The sequence below is a fragment of the Verrucomicrobiia bacterium genome (genome assembly GCA_035946615.1).
Lineage (GTDB): Bacteria > Verrucomicrobiota > Verrucomicrobiia > Limisphaerales > UBA8199 > DASYZB01.
In genome coordinates this window covers 1-21518 of record DASYZB010000088.1, presented here as the reverse complement: position 1 = coordinate 21518, position 21518 = coordinate 1, and the positions used below count along the sequence as shown (strand labels likewise).

The 21518-nt window shown below is 58.7% G+C and carries 19 protein-coding genes; 18 read left to right on the top strand and 1 reads right to left on the bottom strand.

Annotated features, from left to right (window positions below; genetic code table 11):
* The 7 genes from VG146_13075 to VG146_13045 all read left to right on the top strand — a co-directional run.
* Nucleotides 1-214 (top strand): hypothetical protein (locus tag VG146_13075; GenBank protein ID HEV2393280.1); only part of this gene is annotated, 214 nt, incomplete at its 5' end.
* A 43-nt stretch (nt 215-257) separates the two neighbouring features.
* On the top strand, nt 258-1544 hold the full coding sequence (locus VG146_13070) for an NHL repeat-containing protein (protein HEV2393279.1): 1287 nt from the start codon (nt 258-260) through the stop codon (nt 1542-1544).
* Nucleotides 1545-1727: 183 nt separating this feature from the next.
* Entirely contained in the window at nt 1728-2831 is a 1104-nt protein-coding gene (locus VG146_13065) for a Gfo/Idh/MocA family oxidoreductase (GenBank protein HEV2393278.1), read from the top strand.
* Between the two features lie 247 nt (nt 2832-3078).
* On the top strand, nt 3079-4605 hold the full coding sequence (locus VG146_13060) for a YhjD/YihY/BrkB family envelope integrity protein (GenBank protein ID HEV2393277.1): 1527 nt from the start codon (nt 3079-3081) through the stop codon (nt 4603-4605).
* Nucleotides 4606-4677: 72 nt separating this feature from the next.
* Nucleotides 4678-5787, top strand: a complete 1110-nt coding sequence (gene ald / locus VG146_13055) for an alanine dehydrogenase (GenBank protein HEV2393276.1) — start codon at nt 4678-4680, stop codon at nt 5785-5787.
* 101 nt (nt 5788-5888) lie between these two features.
* Nucleotides 5889-6026 carry a hypothetical protein gene (locus tag VG146_13050; GenBank protein ID HEV2393275.1) on the top strand — a complete coding sequence of 46 codons (138 nt, stop codon included), beginning with the start codon at nt 5889-5891 and terminating at the stop codon, nt 6024-6026.
* The gene (locus tag VG146_13045; protein ID HEV2393274.1) at nt 6004-7245 is read left to right on the top strand and encodes an acyltransferase; all 1242 of its coding nucleotides are present in this window, start codon (nt 6004-6006) and stop codon (nt 7243-7245) included. Before VG146_13050 ends, VG146_13045 begins: the two co-directional genes overlap by 23 nt.
* Here VG146_13045 and VG146_13040 read toward each other — a convergent pair.
* Nucleotides 7219-9510 (bottom strand): heavy metal translocating P-type ATPase, encoded by a 2292-nt coding sequence (locus tag VG146_13040; protein HEV2393273.1) that lies wholly within the window; start codon nt 9508-9510, stop codon nt 7219-7221. The genes VG146_13045 and VG146_13040 overlap by 27 nt on opposite strands.
* A 152-nt stretch (nt 9511-9662) precedes the next feature.
* Between VG146_13040 and VG146_13035 the strand changes: the two genes are divergently transcribed.
* The 11 genes from VG146_13035 (at nt 9663) to VG146_12985 (ending at nt 21328) form a co-directional block, all read left to right on the top strand.
* Nucleotides 9663-11438: a phosphoenolpyruvate carboxykinase (GTP) gene (locus tag VG146_13035; GenBank protein HEV2393272.1), complete on the top strand. Its 1776-nt coding sequence runs from the start codon at nt 9663-9665 to the stop codon at nt 11436-11438.
* Between the two features lie 73 nt (nt 11439-11511).
* Complete coding sequence (locus VG146_13030) at nt 11512-12474, top strand: DUF4058 family protein (protein HEV2393271.1); 963 nt, start codon at nt 11512-11514, stop codon at nt 12472-12474.
* A gap of 274 nt (nt 12475-12748) precedes the next feature.
* A complete protein-coding gene (locus VG146_13025; protein HEV2393270.1) occupies nt 12749-13474 on the top strand; it encodes a glycosyltransferase in 726 nt (241 codons plus the stop codon).
* Nucleotides 13475-13499: 25 nt separating this feature from the next.
* Nucleotides 13500-14903 (top strand): bifunctional UDP-3-O-[3-hydroxymyristoyl] N-acetylglucosamine deacetylase/3-hydroxyacyl-ACP dehydratase, encoded by a 1404-nt coding sequence (locus tag VG146_13020; GenBank protein HEV2393269.1) that lies wholly within the window; start codon nt 13500-13502, stop codon nt 14901-14903.
* A 141-nt stretch (nt 14904-15044) separates the two neighbouring features.
* The gene (gene lpxA, locus VG146_13015; protein ID HEV2393268.1) at nt 15045-15812 is read left to right on the top strand and encodes an acyl-ACP--UDP-N-acetylglucosamine O-acyltransferase; all 768 of its coding nucleotides are present in this window, start codon (nt 15045-15047) and stop codon (nt 15810-15812) included.
* Nucleotides 15813-15856: 44 nt separating this feature from the next.
* Nucleotides 15857-16579, top strand: coding sequence for a 16S rRNA (cytidine(1402)-2'-O)-methyltransferase (gene rsmI, locus VG146_13010; protein HEV2393267.1), 723 nt, complete (start codon nt 15857-15859; stop codon nt 16577-16579).
* An 85-nt stretch (nt 16580-16664) separates the two neighbouring features.
* Entirely contained in the window at nt 16665-16940 is a 276-nt protein-coding gene (locus tag VG146_13005; protein ID HEV2393266.1) for a hypothetical protein, read from the top strand.
* Nucleotides 16909-17346, top strand: coding sequence for a TA system VapC family ribonuclease toxin (locus tag VG146_13000; GenBank protein ID HEV2393265.1), 438 nt, complete (start codon nt 16909-16911; stop codon nt 17344-17346). The genes VG146_13005 and VG146_13000 overlap by 32 nt, the downstream gene beginning before the upstream one ends.
* Nucleotides 17347-17471: 125 nt before the next feature.
* The gene (gene panC / locus VG146_12995) at nt 17472-18338 is read left to right on the top strand and encodes a pantoate--beta-alanine ligase (protein HEV2393264.1); all 867 of its coding nucleotides are present in this window, start codon (nt 17472-17474) and stop codon (nt 18336-18338) included.
* A 20-nt stretch (nt 18339-18358) separates the two neighbouring features.
* Nucleotides 18359-19954, top strand: a complete 1596-nt coding sequence (gene nadB, locus VG146_12990) for an L-aspartate oxidase (protein HEV2393263.1) — start codon at nt 18359-18361, stop codon at nt 19952-19954.
* A 528-nt stretch (nt 19955-20482) separates the two neighbouring features.
* Nucleotides 20483-21328 carry an AraC family transcriptional regulator gene (locus tag VG146_12985; protein ID HEV2393262.1) on the top strand — a complete coding sequence of 282 codons (846 nt, stop codon included), beginning with the start codon at nt 20483-20485 and terminating at the stop codon, nt 21326-21328.
* Nucleotides 21329-21518: the final 190 nt, after the last annotated feature.

The following is a 21518-nucleotide window of genomic DNA, read 5'->3' as shown; positions in this document are numbered from 1 at the left end:
TGGTGTGGATGACGCGTGGTGGGAGTTCCCAGCCGCGCGCCACAACGGCGCCGGGGCATTCTCGTTCGGAGACGGCCACGTGGAGCTTCATAAATGGGTGGACGCCCGGACCCTGGCGCCAGTTACCAGGAATTTGCTTTGGAACGTCCGGCAGGTGAATAATCCTGATGTTGCCTGGGTTTGGCTGCGCGCCGGCAGTAATGGGCATCCCTGAGCGCGCGCGTTTTTACGTTTTTATGATGCGTTTAGGATCTTGGATGAGCAGGTCGGCCTCGCATAGCGCGATCGTTGCTTGGACTTGCGCACTGGGCCTGCAAAGCCAGGCCGTCGGCCAGGCTGTCCTTTACTCCTTCACTAATTTTGTTGGTAATCCCCAGGTGTCAGGCAGCACGGATGGCTCTGGGACGGCAGGGCTATTCTCGCAACCTTGGAGCGCCGCTGTGGGCGCCGACCGAACCCTCTACGTGCCGGACACCTATAACCATACGATTCGAAAGGTGACACCATCAGGCGTAGTGACAACCTTGGCTGGGACGCCCGGCGTCACCGGCAGCGCCGACGGCAGCGGCAGTGGGGCAAGCTTTTCCGAACCTATCGGGGTGGTGGTGAACAGCGCAGGCAATCTTTTTATCATAGACAACTCGACCGTTCGGATGATCACACCTCAAGGTATGGTGACGACCATCGCAGGCGTTGCGGGCCAAGTTGGGGGCGCCGATGGCGTCGGCGCCGCCGCGCGGTTCTACTTCCCGCGGAATCTGGCGCTGGACAGCTCGGGCAATCTCTATATCGCGGACAGCTTCAACCAGACAATTCGCAAGATGACACCCGACGGGACGGTAACAACCCTGTCCGGGCTAGCCGGCGAGGGGGGACAAGCTGATGGGACCGGTTCTGCAGCCCGATTCGAATATCCTTCGGGCGTGGCGGTGGACAGCGCAGGAAATGTTTATGTGACGGATTCGAATAACTACACGATTCGCAAGATAACCCCTGCCGGAGCGGTAACGACATTGGCAGGAACAGTTGACTCTTGGGGTTTTAGAGACGGCCCCCTTGGGGTGGCCCTGTTTAATTTCCCGGAAAACCTGGTCGTGGACCCGGCCGGCAATCTTTACGTCGCCGATTGGCAAAACAGCAGCATTCGGAAGGTGACCCCCGACGGCTACGTAACGACCGTGGCAGGAAAAATAGGGACTGGAAGCGCGGATGGGACAGGCCCGGCGGCCCAATTCAATTACCCTCACGGGCTGGCGATAGACAGTCTTGGCCGCTTGTATGTGGTCGATACGTTCAACGACCGCATCGCCGAGGGTTTCCCTGTCCCGGTCTTCACCAGCTACAGTGCCAGTGGCACAGCTTTGACATGGAGTTTGGATGGGTTGCTCGGCGGGGCAACAGTGGTGGTGGAAGCCTCAACAAACCTGACGGAGTGGTTCCCGGTGCAAACCAACATCGCCGGTCCATTCCCGTCGCAGCTTCCAGTGAGCCAGCCACTACGCCCGGGTCCGGCAGTCGAATTCCTGCGCGCCTACTCGCATTGATCTGCTCGGGAGGTGGATCTGTAAGGCCTGGAATCCCTGTCATTCTCAGGTGGCTTTGAGTCCCTCCCGATTACCAGAATGGCGCCCAGACGAGATGTTTTCAAAACTCCCTCCTTATTGTATTCTTTCCAAAAAAGTGAATCCGGAAAATAAGGCAAGCAGAGCAAAACGAAGACTAACAGTATGAACATCACTAAATTCTCTATTGCAGCGCTGCTTTGGTTCGCAGCCGGGCTGGCTTGTTCCGCGCAGGAAAAGCCACCCGTGCATTTTGCCATTTTCGGCCTCAGCCACGATCATGCCGCCGGCTTCATTCCCCGCGCCCAGGGCCGGCAGGATATTGTCCTGGCAGGCATCGTCGAACCCAGGCAGGACCTGGTGGACCGCTATGCCCGGCGTTTTCACCTCGATAGCCATCTCTTTTTCCCCTCGCTCGACGCGCTTTTGGCGCACACCAATGTCCAGGCGGTCGCCATGTTCACCAGCACCTTCGAGCATCGGAAGGTGGTCGAGTTATGCGCCGCGCGCGGCCTGGATGTCATGATGGAGAAACCGCTGGCGGTCAGTCTCGCTGACGCCCGCGCCATCGAGGCAGCGGCCAGAAAAGGGCGCATCCAGGCGGTGGTGAATTATGAAACCACCTGGTACCCGGGCAATCAGGCCGCCTATTCGCTCATCGAAGACCAGCGCGCCATTGGTGACTTGCGCAAAATGGTCGTGCATGATGGCCACCGCGGGCCCAAGGAAATCGGCTGTTCGGAGGCATTTCTCGCATGGCTCACCGACCCCGTCCTGGACGGCGGCGGTGCGCTGATGGATTTCGGCTGTTATGGGGCCGACCTGATTACCTGGCTGATGCAAGGCCAGCGTCCGACTTCAGTGGTTGCCGTCACGCAGCATTTTAAGCCGGAGGTCTATCCCAAAGTGGAAGACGAGGCGACCATCGTGCTAACCTATCCCAAGGCGCAGGGCATCATCCAGGCCTCGTGGAATTGGCCTTTCGACCGCAAGGATATGGAGCTTTACGGCCAAACCGGTTACGTGCTGGTGCCCCACCCGGATGTGATGCGAGTCAGGCGGCCCAACTCAAACGAAACGGAGATTACCCCTGCGGCCCTGAGCGGACCGCAGGCCGACCCACTCTCATACCTGGCCGCCGTCACACGTGGTGAGATACAACCCGCTGGTCTGTCCTCATTGGCTGTCAACATGGTGGTGGTCGAGATACTCGATGCGGCCAAGGAATCGGCGCGCACTGGCAGGCGGGTCGTGCTGAAGGGACGTTGAGGAGTGTCTGGAGTACGCGCGCCAGCGTTTTGGACTGCGCCAGCCCTCTGGCGGTTTGGGGACTAACCTTGGACTAAAGGTTCCACTCCCATTTCAACTGGTATTTGAGTGGGCGGGAATGGTGGGAATGGAAGGACATCCAAAAGCGGCAGGGGGCTGTCGCAGTCCAAGACGCTTCGCGCGGGGCTTACCGCAGTCGCTGCGCATTGACTTGAACTGGGCCTCTGTTAGCCTTGGTTGAATTACAATGGTGAAAAAAGTTTCAAAGCTGGACCAGATTCGAGCCAACGCCCAGGCGCTGCTGGAAGAACCGACGGCCGAGGCTCAAGGCCAAACCTCGAAGTTGCACCGGTTTGCCCATTTCTGGGTCCTGGTGTGGCGGAGCTTTTCGCGCAATCGCTGTCCTGTGCGCGCTTCGGCCCTGGCGTATGCCACCCTTCTGGCCCTCATCCCGATGCTGGCGGTCGTCATGAGCATCACCAGCAGCATCCTTAAAAAGCAGGGCGAAGACCGGATTCAGCAATTCATCGGGGATGTGGTATCGAGCGTCACTCCGCCTGCCAATCTCAACACCAACCTGGCCGTGGCGGCAACCACCTCGACAACCGATGCGACCGGCGGGCCCGCTGTCGCGGAGCAAAATCCAACGGACCATTCTGTTCCTGGAAATGCGCCGCAAAAGGGCGCTCAAGGTGAGGACAAAAAGCTGGCCGTTGCCCAGGAGACAGTCGCCCACCACATCAATGATTTCATTCAGAATACGCGCAGCGGGGCTTTGGGCGTGACCGGCAGCGCGGTGCTGATTTTTGTGGCAATCTCGATGCTCAGCCGCATCGAGACGACGTTCAACGACATCTGGGGCGTGGCCCGCGGACGGACCTGGTTCATGCGCATTGTGCTGTACTGGGGTGTGCTCACCCTGGCCCCCATCCTGTTGGTGGTCGCCCTCGGCCTGGCTACCGGGCCTCACCTTCAATCGACGAAAAAACTTTTCGCCAGCTTGCCGTTTGTGGGCAGTTTTTTGGCCCACCTGGGTTTTCAACTGCTGCCCATCGTGGTCTTGTGCCTGACCTTCGCGGCATTTTACATGCTGATGCCCAACGCGAAGGTCCATTGGAAAGCAGCCCTGGCCGGGGGATTAACTGCGGGTTTATTGTTCCATCTGAACAATCTCGTTAGCGTGCTGTACGTCTCGCGCGTGATTTCCAACAGCAAAATCTACGGCAGCCTTGGCCTGGTGCCGGTGTTCATGGTGGGTCTATATTTTTCCTGGCTCATCATGCTCTTCGGAGCCCAGGTGGCCTATGCCTACCAGAACCGCACAACCTATGCCGAAGAGAAACAGGTCGAGAATGTCAACCAGCGCGGGCGCGAGTTTATTGCGCTGCGGTTGATGACCTCGATTGGGCAGCGCTATTTGCGCGGCGAACCCCCTTGCACCGTCGTCGAACTGGCGGAACAAATCGGGGTGCCTACCCGGTTGATCCGCCAGATCATGCAGACGCTCGCAGCCTCGCGGTTGGTTGTTGAAACCGCCGGCGCCGAAACCGCTTACCTGCCTGCCCGGCCAATGGAGGGGATTACCTGCCACGACATCCTCCTGGCGTTGCGTTCGAGCCAGGGACAGGAACTGGCCACGCGCGATGAACCGAGCCGGACTGAAGTTTATGGCGAGTTTCAACGCATCCAGGAGGCCGAGCGGCAAGCCGCTTCTTCCGTCACCATGCTGGCCCTGGCAAACCGCGCCCAGGCCAGGGCACAGATAGCGGGATAACTCGCCCTCCAACCGGGGAAACAAGTGCACATCCTTTCCGCTTCTCAACCTGCGTTCTGTGCGGCATTTTAAATGATCATCGGCATCCCCAAGGAAATTAAAGAGCAGGAATATCGAGTCGCTCTTCTGCCTTCGGCGGCTTATCAACTGATTCGCCGCGGGCACCAGGTCCTGGTCGAGCGCAATGCCGGGGCCGGGGCCGGCTACCCGGACGCCGATTACGTCCGGGCTGGCGCGACTCTGATCGAGACTCATCCCGAGGTCTTTGAGAGGTCCGAGATGATTGTCAAAGTTAAGGAGCCGCTTCCGGCGGAGTTCCCGCTGTTGCGGCCCGGGCAGATCCTTTTTACCTACCTCCATCTGGCGGCGGACCGTGCGCTCACCGAGTTGCTAATGAAGTCGCGAGTTACCGCGCTGGCTTATGAGACCATTGAGGTCAATGGCCGGTTGCCCTTGCTCGAGCCGATGAGCGAGATCGCGGGGCGCATGTCGATTCTGGTTGGCGGTTATTTTCTGGCCAAACATTTTGGAGGCAGCGGGGTGCTGCTGGGCGGTGTGCCGGGCGTGTTGCCGGGCCGGGTTGTAGTGCTGGGCGGCGGCACCTCGGGCATTAATTCCGCCCGCATGGCGCAGGGACTTGGGGCTGATGTGACCATTCTTGAAGTCGATCTCGAACGGATGCGTTTCCTCGATATCACGTTGCATACAGCCCATACCCTTTACTCGAACGAAGCCCATCTATTGGAACTCCTGCCATCAGTCGATCTGTTGATTGGGGCTGTCCTCTTGCCCGGAGCCCGTGCCCCCAAGCTGATTCGCCGCGACATGCTGCAGCGCATGCGGCCCGGCAGCGTGCTGGTCGATATCGCTATCGACCAGGGTGGTTGCGCCGAGACCTCACATCCGACCACCCATCACGACCCGGTCTTTGTTGAAGAAGGGGTGACCCATTACTGCGTGGCCAATATGCCCGCGGCTTATGCCCGCACCGCTACCCAGGCGCTTACCAACGTGACCTACCGTTATATCGAGTTGCTGGCCGACTCCGGCCTTGCCGAAGCATGCCAGCGCCAGCCGGCCCTCCGGGGTGGTATCAATGTCATCGACGGCAACCTGGCTCATAAAGCGGTCGCCGAAGCGCACGGGATGCCCTGTGCCGCACTAAACCTGGCCGGGAGTTGAGAGTAAAAGGAGGACAGAAGGGCTGGATTTGGAGTAACAGCAATAAACCGCCGAAACGCCGGTTTGTTGACACTCGGCGGGCAGCCCGTTAGCCTGACAACATGCCGCATACGAAGGCTGCTCCGCCCATTACCCGGTATGATTATCAGCAAATGCTGGAAGGGCCGCCTTACTATCAGGTCGTGGGCGTGATTTTCAAATCACCTTTGGGCGGACATGAAACTCGCCTGCGAATCTGAAACCGGCCAGCGCACAACCTTTAGCGGGGCGGATTCTTTGGCGCTCGCACCGCCCGGACAGCTAGTTTCCCACAAGGACCTCGCGCGCCCAAGGTCGCCACGGTACGAGACACTGACCGCCTGGCGCGGCATCGCTTGTTTGTTCGTCGTTATTTTTCACTCGGTCTGCACCGGCTACGGCCTGAGCTTTCCGGATGGCCCCGGGCCCCTGGGCTGGGTATTGGCTGTGGTCCATCGATTATGGATTGGGGTGCCGCTCTTTTTTGTGATTAGCGGCTACTGCGTCACCGCCAGCGCGGACGCCGCCCGGCAACGGCCCAGCTCGGGAGCCAATTTCTTCCGCCGGCGTTTCCGAAGGATTTATCCACCTTACTGGGCCTGGCTGCTCATCACTGCAGCCGGCGTCTGGTTTGTGGAATCCAAACATGCGGGGTTTTTTCAGAACGCCTTCGTCCCCAACCCGCGCGGCTTTACCAAATGGCAATGGTTCGGAAATCTCACGCTTACAGAAAGCTGGCGCTGGCATATCACCCGGGGAGTGGAGAATGAGTTGCTGTCGCCATCCTGGACGCTTTGTTACGAGGAGCAGTTTTATGCCCTGGTGGGATTGGCGCTGCTGCTGGCGCGGCGGTTTTTTTTCGGCGCGCTGGCGCTCCTGACGCTTGCTGTTTTCGCGGGGTTATTCGTGCTCCCTCCGCTGGGAGTGGGCACGCTGGGGTTGTTCCTGGATGGGCAATGGCTGATGTTCGCGGCGGGAGCCGTGGTGTACTACGCCTTGAACTATGCGCCCGCGCGGGCCATGGGGTGGTTTTGCGTCCCCCTTGGGTTCGGAGTGTTGTGCGCCGTGGCGGGGCCCGAGCACCTGCTGATTGCCCGAACCAACGAACCGAACCAAAGTTACCTCTGCGCGTTCTTGTTTGCGCTGGCGCTGTTGGGGTTGCGCCGATGGGACACTCAATTAGCCCGAGCACGGCTGGTCCGGCCACTGCTCTTTTGCGGCGAGATGTGTTATAGCCTGTACCTAATCCATTGGCCGGTGGTTACAGTGGTCAGTTGGGGTTTTAACCGGCTGGGACTACGCAACCCATTTGCGATTTTTTTTCTGGGCGTTTCCTGTTGCCTGGCCGTCGCGCTGGGTTTGGGCCGTCTGTTCTATCGATTGATCGAGCGGCGGTTTTGGAACCCGGGTTACTCAACGATCGGTAGAACGGCTGAATAACAGGCGCAGGCTGTTCATGACAACAATGACCGTGCTGCCTTCGTGGCCCACCACGCCGACCGTCAGCGGGATGCGGCCCAGCAGGGCAAAGGTCACCAGGACCACAACCGTGCCCAGGGAAATGACGAGGTTTTGGCGGATGACCCGGCGGGCGCGGTGGCTGAGGCGGAACGCGGCAAGAAAATTCTCGAGGCGGTCGTGCATCAATACGACATCGGCCTGTTCCAGGGCGGCATCGGAGCCGCGGGCGCCCATGGCCACGCCGATGTGAGCAGCCGCCAGGCTCGGCGCGTCGTTCACTCCATCACCCACCATCGCCACGCGTTCGCCCCGCTCGGTCTGCGCGCGGATTTCCGCCAGTTTTTGTTCAGGGTTGAGTCCCGAGCGCACCTGCTCGATACCCAGTTGGGAACGGAGATGCTCGGCGGCGGCCTGGTGATCGCCCGTGAGGACAATGGCGCTCAAGCCTTCTTCGGTCAATTGTTGCAGAACCGCGCGGGCCTGGGGCCGGATGTCATCGCGCAGAACGACGCGGCCAAGCAGTTCGCCACAGAGCACCCAAACCTCCGCCAGGCCGGAATCGGAAGCGGGCACGCGCGCAATTTGTTGGGTGCAGGATGCCAGCCATTCACGCCTGCCCAGCAGGCAGTCGGCCCCATTCCACCGCGCGCGCAACCCCTGGCCCGTGATCGATTCGAACTGATGCAATTCGAGAGCGGAAAGTCCCTGTTGTTTTCCATGGCGCGTAATGGCGCGCGCCAGGGGATGACTCGACAACCGTTCCAGCGAATAGGCCAATTGCGCGACTTGGGCCTCGCGGCCAGGCGGAAAGCTCTGGACCAGTTCCACGCGCAGTTCGCCGGTCGTGAGCGTGCCGGTCTTATCGAGGGCAACCGTGGTGACCGCCGCCAGTTTCTCGACGGCAGCCCCGCCACGAAATAGAATCCCATGGCGCGCGCCCCAGGCGATGGCCGCCAGCACCGCTGAGGGAATGGACAGGACCAGCGCGCAAGGGGAAGCCACTACCAGGAGGATCATCGTGTGATAAAAAGCGCTGTGCCCGAGGTGACTGGCCAGGAATGGAGTCTGGCCGAAAATGAGCCACCAGACAAAAAACATTGCCAGTGAAAGGCCAAGGACACTGTAGGTATAGTAAGTGCCGAACCGATCTGTGAACTGTTGAGCGGGCGCTTTCTGACGCTGCGCCTCTTTGATTAACCGGATAATTTTGCGCAACGCGCTCTCGCCGACTGGCCGCAGCACGCAGACTTCTACCGCCCCCCAGAGATTTAAGGTGCCAGAGAGCACGGTGTCTCCAATTCGTTTTTCCACCGGCGCGGCCTCCCCGGTGAGGTTGGATTCATCACTGGCAGTCTGGCCCTTCACCAATTCGGCATCGACGGGAAACTGTGCCCCTGGTTTGATGAGCAGGCGCATGCCCGGCCGGAGCCGCTCGACCGGCAGTTCGGACTCATGCCCCTGGTGGTCCAGGACCGTGGCAGATTTGGGCGCTTCGCGGAAGAGCGAGCGAATCTCGCGTTGGGTTCGTCCCAGGGCAAAATGTTCCAAGGCGCCGGAAAGGGAAAAGAGGAACAACAGGGTCGCCCCTTCACCCCAGGCCCCGATACTGGCGCTCCCGGCAGCGACGGCCAGCATGAGGAAATGGACATCAATCGCCCACTTTCGAAACCGTTCCCAAACCTCATGAGCCGCATACCACCCGCCGGCCAGGTAGGCCGCTACATAAAGGAATCTGGCCTGCTCGCGAGCGCCCAAGAGGTAAGCGGCCAAACCGAATGCCCCGCAGAGAATCGCCGCCGCCAACTGCGGTTTCCACTCGTCGATTTCCTCCTCGATATGCTCCAGGAACTCGACATCCCGTTGCACCACCTTGGGCCAGGGAATATCCCGCCAGCGCCAAAACTTTGGCGCCGTTGGACAAGTCACGCGGGCTATCGTGGTAATCTTCCCCTGGTGATCGATAAGAATTTTGCGCCGCTCCGTCTCCGAAAGCGGCTGGGCGCAAGTTCGGCATTCGCCGGCTCCGGCCAGGAGCATGCAACGAGCATTGGCCTGAGTTTCCTCGGCTTGCAGGAACGTGGCATTAATCCGCTCGGTTAAGCGGGGCAGATCGGTCCTGCCGAGCGTAGCCACCGAGATGGTCTTGCGCGCGCGATCGATGGTAACGGCTTCCAGCGTCGGGTCATCAGCCAGGGCATTGACGACGGAACGCGCCAGGCAATGCGTCGTGTCCGGACCACTCATAAAGTCAGCGTTCTTATCATACTCCCAATTGCAGCGCGCTGCCAAGACAAACGCGTATTGCAATTCTGATTAACTATTGTAAGCCTTTGCGAGCCGCTTCCCGAGCGAACCCGGATGCCCCGCAACCGCTGCCGGACTGGACTGGCCAAATTATGACAAACGAAACACTAGGCGCCTGCAATACAACCAACAAGGCGGTGCTGGCTTGGGTACAGGAGATGGTGAATCTTTGCCACCCGGACGGTATTTTCTGGTGCAACGGTTCGAAGGCCGAACGCAAAGCCTTGTCTGAAGAAGCAGTTGCCAAAGGAGTCCTCCTCAAACTCAATCAAAAGAAGCTGCCCGGTTGTTATTATCATCGTTCCAATCCCAACGACGTGGCGCGTGTCGAACAATCGACCTATATCTGCACCGTCGATCAGGAGGAAGCCGGCCCGACCAACAACTGGACCGCCCCCAAAGAGATGTACCAGAAACTGCGGGGCTACGCGGCGGGGGGGATGCGCGGGCGCACTTTATATGTTGTTCCTTACCTGATGGGACCCGCGGGCTCGCCTCTGGCCAAAGTAGGCATCGAGTTGACCGACTCGATTTATGTCGCGTTGAGCATGGGGATTATGACGCGCATGGGCGATGTGGCTTACGGGCAACTCCGCGACAGCGACGAGTTCAACCGCGGCCTGCATTGCATGCTCGATGTGAACCCCGAACGGCGTTATATTGCCCATTTTCCCCAGGACAACGCGATCATCTCGGTCGGCTCAAACTACGGCGGCAATGTCTTGCTGGGTAAGAAATGCCTGGCCTTGCGCATCGGCTCATATCTGGGACGGCAAGAAGGGTGGTTCGCCGAGCATATGCTGATCTTGTGCATCGAATCGCCTTCCGGCCAAAAGACCTATGTGGCAGCGGCGTTCCCCAGCGCCTGCGGCAAAACCAATTTCGCCATGATGGTGCCCCCGGCCCATTTCAAAGGCTGGAAAATCCGCACGATTGGCGACGACATCGCCTGGATGAAACCTGGCCCCGATGGGCGGCTCTACGCCATTAATCCCGAGGCCGGCTATTTCGGCGTGGTGCCCGGGACGAACTCCAAGTCCAATCCCAACGCGCTGGAAATGGTCTCGCGCGACACCGTCTATACCAATGTGGCCCTCACGCCTGACCTCGACGTGTGGTGGGAGGGCAAAGACGGCCCTCCGCCCAAGGAATGCCTGGATTGGAAAGGAAACAAATGGACCCCGGACTCGAAGGAACGGGCGGCGCATCCCAACAGCCGTTTCACCACAGCAATGGCCAATAACCCGGTGCTTGCCCCCGAAGCCAACGACCCGCATGGCGTGCCCATTAGCGCCATTATTTTCGGCGGACGGCGGGGGGACACCGTCCCGCTGGTCTTCCAGGCCTTCAACTGGGTACACGGGGTGTATGTGGGCGCGACGATGGGCTCGGAGATGACGGCCGCCGCCGTGGGCGGAGCGGGCCAGGTGCGGCGCGATCCGATGGCGATGCTGCCCTTCTGCGGATATCACATGGGCGACTATTTCCGCCACTGGATTAACATGCACCGGCTGATCAAACATCCGCCGCGCATCTTTCACGTGAATTGGTTCAGGAAAAATGCCCAGGGCGAGTTCCTCTGGCCCGGGTTTGGCGAAAACATGAGGGTGCTGACGTGGATTGTGGACCGATGCCACGGGCGCACTGATGCTGAGGAATCACCCCTCGGCTGGATTCCCAGCCACAAGACATTCGATCTCCGCGGCCTGGCAGGCTTTACCCCCGAGCGCTTCGAGCAAGTCCAGGCCATCCATCACGCCGATTGGCGGCGGGAAATCCTGGCTCAGCAAGAGCTCTTCATGAAGCTCTATTCGCACCTGCCCAAAGAGCTCATCTTTCAGCGCGAACTGCTAATGGCGCGGCTGTGAACGATAAGAAAAAACTCGGCGCGGTATCTGGCCGCAAGTGACAAATGGACGCTGTTTACGTATGCTGATGACAATGAAAAGTCCGTTTCCGGGGATGGACCCTTACCTGGAGAGCCACTGGGGGGATGTGCATCACAGCCTGATCCAATACGTTCGCGACGCGTTGCAACCAATCTTGCCGGCTTGCTCAGCGGGCCGTTACCGCGTCATCGATTATAGCATCGACCCGGACCCGCCCCTGCCATCCCAACACGCCTCTTGGACCGCCGATCTGCTCAAGTCTGCTGGCTGGCGCGGCAATAAGCGTCCTGGAGGCTTCACCCTGATCGAGCTGCTGGTGGTTATCGCGGTTATTGCGATACTGGCCAGCCTGCTCTTGCCGGTACTGTCCCGCTCCAAGGCCAAGGCTGTTGGCATCCGGTGTTGCTCAAACCTTCGCCAACTCGGCCTGGCGTTCCTGCTTTACGCCGATGATAATAATCAGCAGTTGCCGGACCTCTACACAAAGTGGTGGACCGGCAATGGGGTCGCCCCTGGTGGATTATGGTGGTGGCAGAACATCTCCACCAACCGTTACATAGTATCGCAAGTCGTTTCCAATAATGTGTGGCGCTGTCCGGCAGTCCAGGACCAGGACATCAGCATTGTGTTCGGCGCCCGTTGGGAAGGATACGGTCCGGTCGAAAGCACTGTCATCCGCTATGCATTCGACATGAACCCGGCCCTCCCCCTTCACAGCCGCAAATTACAGCAGGTCAAACGTCCGGCACAGATTTGGATGATGGGAGACACAGGGGTGCCCCGTAATCCGGATAATGTGCCCTTCAGCGGTTACACGACTGAGATCGTCACCTTTCCTCCTGACCCGGCAACGCACGATTGGAAAGTCTATACCCCACCGAAGCAGCCTGCCTGCCGCCATAACTTGCGAGCCAACCTCGTCATGGTCGATGGCCACTATGAATCGTGGGCTTATCGCGACCTGAAATTCGATAAAAACGACGTCTTTGGTTTCAACGATTTGTTTTTCAAATAGGATTACGGCGACTTCGCCTGCATATTGGCATACAAAAGGCTGACTGGAAACAATGGCTACGCAGGCTGAGCGCGCAAGTCGATCAACCCGTGCCCCGGCTGCAATAGACTGTCCTGAGATAGGGCAATTTTGTCGTTCGTGCAGACATCGTGGCCAAAGACGACTATGGCTTGGCTGAACAATCTGCGGTTTAAATAATACTTCGGTGTTTTTAACAATGCCGGGAGGCGCGTTGACTTGCGCAGCGTTTAGCCACAGTGTTGACGAATTACGCGTGCGCATCTCGATTGTTATTCCAGCCTTTAACGAAGAGCGGTTGATAGGGGAAACACTTCGCCAAGTCAATGCGGCCCTACCGGCCTTCTTGCAGCGAGGTTGGGAAACCGAGTTGATTGTGTGCGACAACAACTCGACCGATCGCACCGCTGAATTGGCGCGGGCGGCCGGGGCCAAAGTCGTTTTTGAGCCAATCAACCAGATTAGCCGGGCGCGCAATAGCGGCGCGCAAGCGGCCACAGGGGATTGGCTAATCTTTGTGGATGCGGATTCGCATCCGGCCAGGGACTTATTTGATGAAGTGGCCGGGCAAATCCAATCCGGCAATTGCCTGGGCGGGGGCTGCACCATAAAGATGGATGGGCATTATCGGGCCGCTGAATGGATAGCACAGTTTTGGAATTGGCTCAGCCTGACCTTCCGGCTTCTGGCCGGCTCATTCATTTTTTGCGACGCAGCCGTTTTCCGCCAGGTCGGTGGATTCAGCGAAGAATTATTTGCCGGTGAAGAACTCGACTTGACTCAAAAGCTCAAGCGCCTGGAACGGACTGCTGGCCGGCGGCTCATCATTTTGCGCGCGCATCCACTCGTGACCTCGGCAAGAAAAATCCACCTTTACACATCCCGGGAGCATTTCTGGTTCTTGCTGCAGGCCTCCCTTTCGCGCAAGAAGGTCCTGCGCAGCCGTGCCGCCTGCAGGACCTGGTATGATGGCAGAAGATAGGCCCGTGTGGAGGGACTCCCGGACGATGCACCGGCTCTCCAGCGGGGAGTCATGGCTTGCCAAGGGCATCGAGGGATCGTTTAATTTCGCCGTGCTACAGCAGCAGACCATCAACCGGCCAGCCAGTTTTTCGGGAGTCGGCCTGCACAGCGGCAACCGGGTCACCATGACTTTTGTGCCGGCCGCGCCGAACACCGGCATCCGCTTCCGGCGCGTGGATTTGGAAGGCAAACCGGAGATCGAAGCCCGGGTGGAAAACGTGGTGGAGAATAATCGCTCGACGACACTGGCCAAAGGCAACACGCGCATTCATACGGTGGAGCATGTGCTGGCGACGTTCGCCGGCTATGGAATCGATAATGCCATCATCGAGTTGGATGCAAACGAGCCGCCCATTGGCGATGGCAGTGCGCGGGAGTACTGCAAGATGATCCAATCGGCCGGGTTGGTCGCTCAAGATGAACGGCGCGAGGCCTACATGGTCTCGATGCCAATCGAGCTGGAGATGGGCGAGACGGTGATGACTCTGTTCCCAGACGAGCTCTTCAAAATCAGTTGCACCAGCTCCGACCGGCAGGGCCGGTTCACCCAATTCTTTAGCCTCGAACTCTCACCCCAGAGCTGGGAAAAGGAAATCGCCCAGGCTCGGACGTTTTGCTTCTTCGACGAGATCGAATATCTCATAAAGAACGGCCTGATCCGGGGTGGGAGCCTGGAAAACGCGGTGGTCATTCGCGACGACGCGGTGCTGACGACCGAGCCGCTGCGGTATTCTGACGAATTTGTGCGGCACAAGATGCTGGATATTGTCGGAGACTTATCCTTATTGGGCCGGCCAGTGCATGGGCATCTGATTGCCGTCAGACCAAGCCACGCCGCCAATTGCGAATTAGTCCGGCGCATCAGCTTGCAGATGCACCGGCCTCAAACCTTCGCCCCGCCGCGCGCGCGCGGGCCGGGTTCACTCGATAACAAAGCCGAAAAACCGAGTCTGCAAGATGGCGCCCTGGATATCCATCAGGTGCTGCAGGTGCTGCCGCACCGGTACCCTTTTGTGATGGTTGACCGAATCGCCAAAATCGAAGGCAATCACATCATTGGCATCAAGAATGTCTCGGCCAATGAACCTTACTTTCAGGGGCATTTCCCCGGCCACCCCATTATGCCCGGGGTCTTGCAGCTCGAAGCGATTGCCCAGGTAGCGGGCATCTTGATGCTGCGCCGCGCCGAGAATGCCGGCCAAATCGCGTATTTTATGTCCGCTGAAAATGTCAAGTGGCGAAGGCCGGTTCAGCCCGGTGATGTGCTGGTCATTGACGTTGAGATGACCAAGATGCGCGGTAAAATCGGTAAAGCAAAAGGCGTGTGCAAGGTCGAAGGCGAAATCGTCAGCGAGGCCGAAGTGACATTCATGTTAAGGGAAGGGTAAGCAAGCAAAAGAGGCCCTGCCGCGCTGCGCCCCCTGGCGAGTTGAATGGCTTTGACGGCGCGACAGCGTCTTGGACTGTGGCAGTCCTCTGCCGCTTTTCATCCCGCTTGCGCTTGGTAGATGACTTGGTAAGCCGTGACTATGATTCATCCCACAGCGGTGGTACACGCGCAGGCCCAAATCGGCGCCGGGTGCGAAATCGGCCCTTATTGCGTGATAGGCAAGGATGTGGTTCTTGGGCCGCGTTGCCGGCTCCATTCTCATGTGGTTATCGATGGCCACACCCGCCTGGGCGAAGGAAACATCATCTTTCCCTTCGCCAGCATCGGGCTCCAGACCCAGGACCTCAAATGGCAAGGCGGTGTGACGCACACAGAAATCGGGGACAACAATACCTTCCGCGAGTGCGTCACCGTCCATAGCGCCACGGGAGATGGCGAAACAACCCGCGTCGGCTCAGACAACCATATCCTGGCTTACGCGCACGTTGCCCATAACGTGGCTATCGGCAACCATGTGATCATGTCGAATGTCGCCACGTTGGCGGGGCACGTCATCGTTGAGGATTACGCCGTGGTGGGAGGCGTGGCCGCCGTACACCAGTTTTGCCGGATTGGCAGAATGTCCATGATCGGCGGCTGCTCGAAGGTCGTGCAGGACGTGGTCCCTTTTATGATCGTCGATGGCAACCCGGGCGAGACCCGCACGGTTAACAAAGTCGGCATGGAACGTCATGGCGTGCCGGAGGAAGCCCAATCGGCCCTGCGGCAGGCCTATAAAATACTTTTCCGCGAAGGTTTAACCATTCCCAACGCCCTCGAACAAATCGAAACAAAATATCCAAACGTTCCTGAAATCAAGCTGCTGATTGATTTTGTGCGGGCCAGCGAGCGGGGCATCACCAAATAGATGAAGGACCACCAATAAAGGCAGCCCACTCGGCCCGAGTAAGAATGAACCAGGACCTTCCACCTCTCAAGCCGGGCACGCTTTACCTGGTGGCCACGCCCATTGGAAATCTCGAAGACATCACCTTGCGCGCCCTGCGCACGTTGCGCGAATGCGATGTGGTGGCGGCGGAGGACACCCGGCACACCGGCCAGTTGCTCAACCATTTCGGAATTTCAAAACCACTGCTCAGTTACTTCAAGTTTAATGAGGCAAAACAAAGCGAGCAGATACTCGAGCGCCTTGCGCAAGGCCAAAAGGTGGCGCTGGTGACCGGTGCCGGCAGCCCGGGGATAAGCGATCCAGGCGAGCGGGTGGTCCAGGCGGTCATCCGGGTCGGCGGGCGGGTTGAAGCGGTTCCCGGTCCCAGCGCCTTAGTCGCGGCCTTGACCGCCAGCGGCTTGCCGGCAGATGAGTTCCATTTCGCGGGCTTCCTGCCGCGCAAACCGGGCCAGCGCCGCCGCAAACTCGAATCGCTCAAAGGACTCGCCGCAAGCCTGGTCTTGTATGAAGCGCCTTATCGCATCGAGAAGCTGCTGGCAGAATTGGAAGAACTTTTTCCCGAGCGCCGCGTGGTGCTGGCCCGGGAGCTGACCAAAAAATTCGAGGAATTCTTGCGAGGGACTCCGCGTGAGCTGCTCGAGCAGCTCAAACAACGCGCGATTAAAGGCGAGTTCGTGGTGGTGATCGAGGGCGAATGTATTCTACGATCCGAGAAAATCCCTTGAGGCGAGATTTCGGGTTTCGATCAAAAGCTGGTTTCCATCAAAGAAAAGCTTGCCATTTTTATATCTTCATGGGAATATGGGTAAGATGAAAACGACGATGGAAATCCCCGATCCGCTTTTCAAACAAGCCAAAATCCGCGCCGCCAAAGACGGACTGAAACTGAAGGACCTCGTCGCTTCGGCCTTGAGCACTTACCTATCGAGTCCGCAATCGCCTACGTCGTCAGGGCCAAAGCCGTGCCCGTTTCCCTTGGCGCGCGGCAAAGGCGGTCTGTTACTGCGAAAGGTGACGAATCAACTAATCGCTGACCTGGAAGAAGAGGAGGACCTTGAACGCTACCGGAGAGCTGTTCGACGTTAACGTTTGGCTCGCTCTGGCGGCCGAGGGACATCCGCACCATGCGATGGCGCTCCGAGCGTGGACCGAACTGGAACGCCCCTGCTTTTGCCGAATGACACACCTCGGCCTCATGCGCTTGCTCTGTAATCGCCAAATCATGGGCGCCCAAGCGTTCACGCCGGAGTCGGCGTGGGCGGAATGCGAGAAATTGCTAGGGACCGGCGCGATTTCGTATCTGGACGAACCCTCAGGGGTCGATGCCAAATTGAAAGCGCTTTCTCGAGGCGCAACAGCCACACGCGACTTCTGGACGGACGCCTACCTTGCAGCTTTTGCCCAATGCGCCGGCCTGCGCCTCGTAAGCTTCGACTCTGGCTTTCGGCGCTTTAAGGACCTTGACTGCCTCATTTTGAAAGCCGCAGCCTGAACCACGGGGGTACGCAAGTGCCTCACAAGGGCGCCAGGGACTGGCGCAGCCACGAGGCTTCGCGGGGACGGGCACCCTAAGGGTTTGCTATTGCCACTCCAGCGGCGCTCGACCAATTTCCGCGCATGCGAATTGTAAGGTCTGTGCCGGCAATGCAGCGCCAGGCGCAGCTTTGGAAACGGAAAGGCCTCCGGGTCGGCTTTGTGCCGACTATGGGCTATCTGCACGAGGGGCACATGAGCCTGGTCCGGCGGGCGCGCCGGCGCGCCGGCTCGGGCGGGCGGGTTGTGGTCAGTATTTATGTTAATCCCACCCAATTCGGTCCGGGCGAAGATTTCTCGCGATACCCGCGGGATTTGGCCAGTGACGCCCGGCTCTGCCGCGCTGAAGGGGTGGATGTCCTGTTCGCCCCTGGCGATGCGGGAATGTACCCGGCCGCGGAGAAGATCGCCTTCAGCACGTATGTGGTCGAGGAAACGCTCTCAAGCAGGATGGAAGGCGCCTCGCGCCCAACCCACTTTCGCGGGGTGACCACGGTGGTAACGAAGCTCTTCAATATCATCCAGCCTGGCTTTGCGGTTTTCGGCGCGAAAGATTACCAGCAAGCGGCTATTGTTGAACGCATGGTCCGGGATTTGAATTTCCCGGTTGAAATCATTCTGGCGCCAACAAAGCGGGAGGCGGATGGCTTGGCAATGAGTTCACGCAACAAATATCTCGAAGGGGGCCTGCGTACCCAGGCGATAGTCCTCTGGCGCTCGATTCAAAAGGTCCGGGCTGCCCTGCGCCGGTCCCGCCGCGCGCTTTCCGCTGCCAAGCTCAAGGGGGATTTGAGACAATTCATCCAGAGCGAGCCGGCGGCGCGACTGGATTATGTTGAGTTCTTTGAGCCGGAGACAATGATACCCGTTCGGCGGGTGGCGCGCGGAACACACATGGCCCTGGCGGTGTTTATCGGCAAAACCCGCCTGATAGATAACGCCCGTTTGTAAATCAGACAACCTTCAATACGATGAGAGAATTTGATTTCCTTGTTTTGGGCAGCGGCATCGCCGGCCTGTCCTACGCGTTGAAAGTGGCGGCTCATGGCCGGGTGGCCATCGTGACCAAAAAGGACAAGGCGGAGTCCAACACCAATTACGCCCAGGGCGGGATTGCGGCGGTCACGAGCAAAGAGGATTCGTTCGAGCTGCACGTGCGCGACACCCTGGAAGCGGGAGCGGGCCTCTGCAAGGAGGAGGTGGTGCGCACAATTATCCAGGAAGGCCCCGCGCGCATTGCAGAACTCATCGAATTGGGCATGCATTTTTCCGAACGGCAACTCCCCAGCGCGGATGGCAGCCGCGAGCTGGACCTGGGCAAAGAGGGGGGCCATTCCAAGCGGCGGATTCTGCATGCGAAAGACATCACGGGCCGGGAAGTCGAGCGCGCTTTATTGGCAGCCATCGCGCAGCAACCCAACATCCAAATCTTCGAGAACCACTTTGCCATCGACCTGATCACCAGCCAGAAGCTGGGCTATGTGGGCGACCATCGCTGCCTGGGCGCCTACGTGCTGGACAAACGCTCCGGCCAGGTCCGCACCTTTAGGGCGCCGGTGACACTGTTGGCCACCGGCGGCTGCGGCAAGGTGTATCTCTACACGACCAATCCGGACATTGCCACGGGCGATGGTGTCGCAATGGCTTACCGCGCCGGAGCCGCCGTGGCCAACATGGAATTCATCCAATTCCACCCAACCTGCCTGTTTCATCCGAAGGCGAAGTCGTTTCTGATCAGCGAAGCAGTGCGAGGGGAAGGCGGCGTCCTCAAGACAATCGAGGGGCTTGAGTTCATGGACCGGTATCATCCACTCAAATCACTCGCGCCGCGGGACATTGTGGCCCGGGCCATTGATAGCGAGATGAAGAAGAGCGGCGCCCCTTATGTCCTGCTTGATATCACGCATAAACCCGCTCGGTTCCTGATCGACCGCTTCCCCAATATTTACCAAACCTGCCTGCGCTACGGGTTGGATATTACCAAAGAGCCTATCCCCGTCGTGCCTGCCGCCCATTACCAATGCGGGGGCGTGATGACCAATGTGGACGGCGAGACTGAGATAACCGGCCTCTACGCGGTGGGTGAAGTGGCCTGCACCGGCTTGCATGGAGCCAACCGGTTGGCAAGCAACTCCCTGCTGGAAGCGCTCGTCTGCGCTCATCGCGCTTCGCAATGCTCCCTTCAGCTTAAAGCCAGGCCGGCCGAGTTCAAAATTCCGCTTTGGCATTCAGGCAACGCCCATAATCCTGACGAACTGGTGGTGGTCTCGCACAATTGGGATGAAATCCGCCGGGCGATGTGGGATTACGTGGGGATTGTGCGCACCAACAAACGGTTGCAGCGCGCCCAGAAACGCATCGGCAATCTGCAAGAGGAAATCCAGGAATACTACTGGGATTTCATCATCACGAGCGATTTGCTGGAATTGCGCAATATTGCGACTGTAGCGGAAGTCATTGTGGCCAGCGCCTTGCGCCGTCCTGAAAGCCGCGGCTTGAATTACAACCTAGATTACCCTGCGCCAAATCCCGAATGGGCCCAGCGCGATACGGTGTTGAGAAAATGACTTTTGAACTGGCCACTGACAATTTGGCGCAATTTGTGGGGCGAGGCATTGCTTGGGTTTGGCGGGTACTGAGGACGAGGGTGAAGTTTGACATTGAGTTTTCAGAAAGAATACTGAGGTTGCTTCGATTTGACGGACACCAGCTAAGGTGGAAAAACTGGTAAGTCCGATATGAACAAAATGCAGCAAACCAAAGCAGTGAATCTGCCGCTGGAAACGATCAAAGCCCGGCGCAAATACGATGCTACGTTCAAAAGAGAGACTTGGTTTTAATATTTTTCGCTGTAATGCAAACTGACACTGCAACAATCGGGGTCCGCGATAAAGCGGAGGGAACCGAGGTCCGGCCTGAAGGTGCGGGTTTCACCGTTGCGCGAGGCAACCGTTTGGCAGCCGATCAGGGACGGTTGGCGACAGCTTTACGGCGGGTATTATGACTTGGGCGTCAGTATCGAGTGGCACGATTTTGAACTACCAAATCCTTTCGAGTGGTCGCGGAGTTTTCATCCGGATAGTTTGGAGCTTTGCTTGAATCTTGCTGGTCGCGGCTCAATTCGTTTCGCCGAAAGCAGCGTTGATTTTGAGCCGCTCACCGCGGGGTTTTACTTGGCCGGAAAACAGACGTTGCAGGGCTGGCGCGATGCCAACCAGCGGCATCGCTTCATCACCATTGAGTTTTCGCCTCGCTTTCTGCGCGAGCACTTGGCTTCATGCGACGGCGCATTGCACCCGCTGGTGGAGGGATTGGTCCGAGGCGATCAACCCGGCACGCATTTCGGGGATATCTGCAGGCTCACCGCCGCGCAGGAGCAACGGATTACCCATTTGCTGAATCCGCCGGTTCTCCAAGGCGGGCGTTGGCTCTGGTATCAGGGCAAGGTGCTGGAAATCATGGCCGAGTTTTTCTTCGAGCGCCGAGGCGACGACGAACTGTTGTGCGACCGCCAAAAGCGGCTGGCGCGCGAGCGCGTCGAGCGGGTCATGACGCTTTTGCGACAGCATCTTGTTGAGCCGCTAAGTCTGGGGGAAGTCGGACGACAGGTCGGTTGCAGCCCGTTTCATTTGAGCCGGACATTCTCGACGGAAACAGGAACGACCATTCCCCAGTATCTGCGCAGGCTGCGCATGGAACGGGCGGCAGAACTTCTCCAGAGCGGCAAATACAATGTGACGGAGGCGGCTCTGGAAGTGGGGTATTCCAGCCTCAGTCATTTCAGTCAGAGTTTTTGTCACGTAATGGGCCGTTGCCCGGGTTTGTACCCACTCAGAATCTCCCTCCCAAAAGCGGCTTCAGGTGGCAAAGCCCCATGCTTCCGCATCAAAGAGCAACCCACCGCCAAAGAACCGCAACCAGCGGCAAGCGCGGGTTCCTGAAAAGCCGCATTGTCCTTCCAACCGGCGGTTTGTCAAGAGGTTCCCCGTCTCCCAAATCCGCACGTAAGGAAAGACGACAGCAGTGCATCCGTCTTTTGCGACGCACAAGCCGACTCAAAAGTCAGTTCAGCTGAGGTTATGGCAACCGGCGAGGGGTTTTCCTGTGCCGCAGCGAGTGATTTCTACCGGG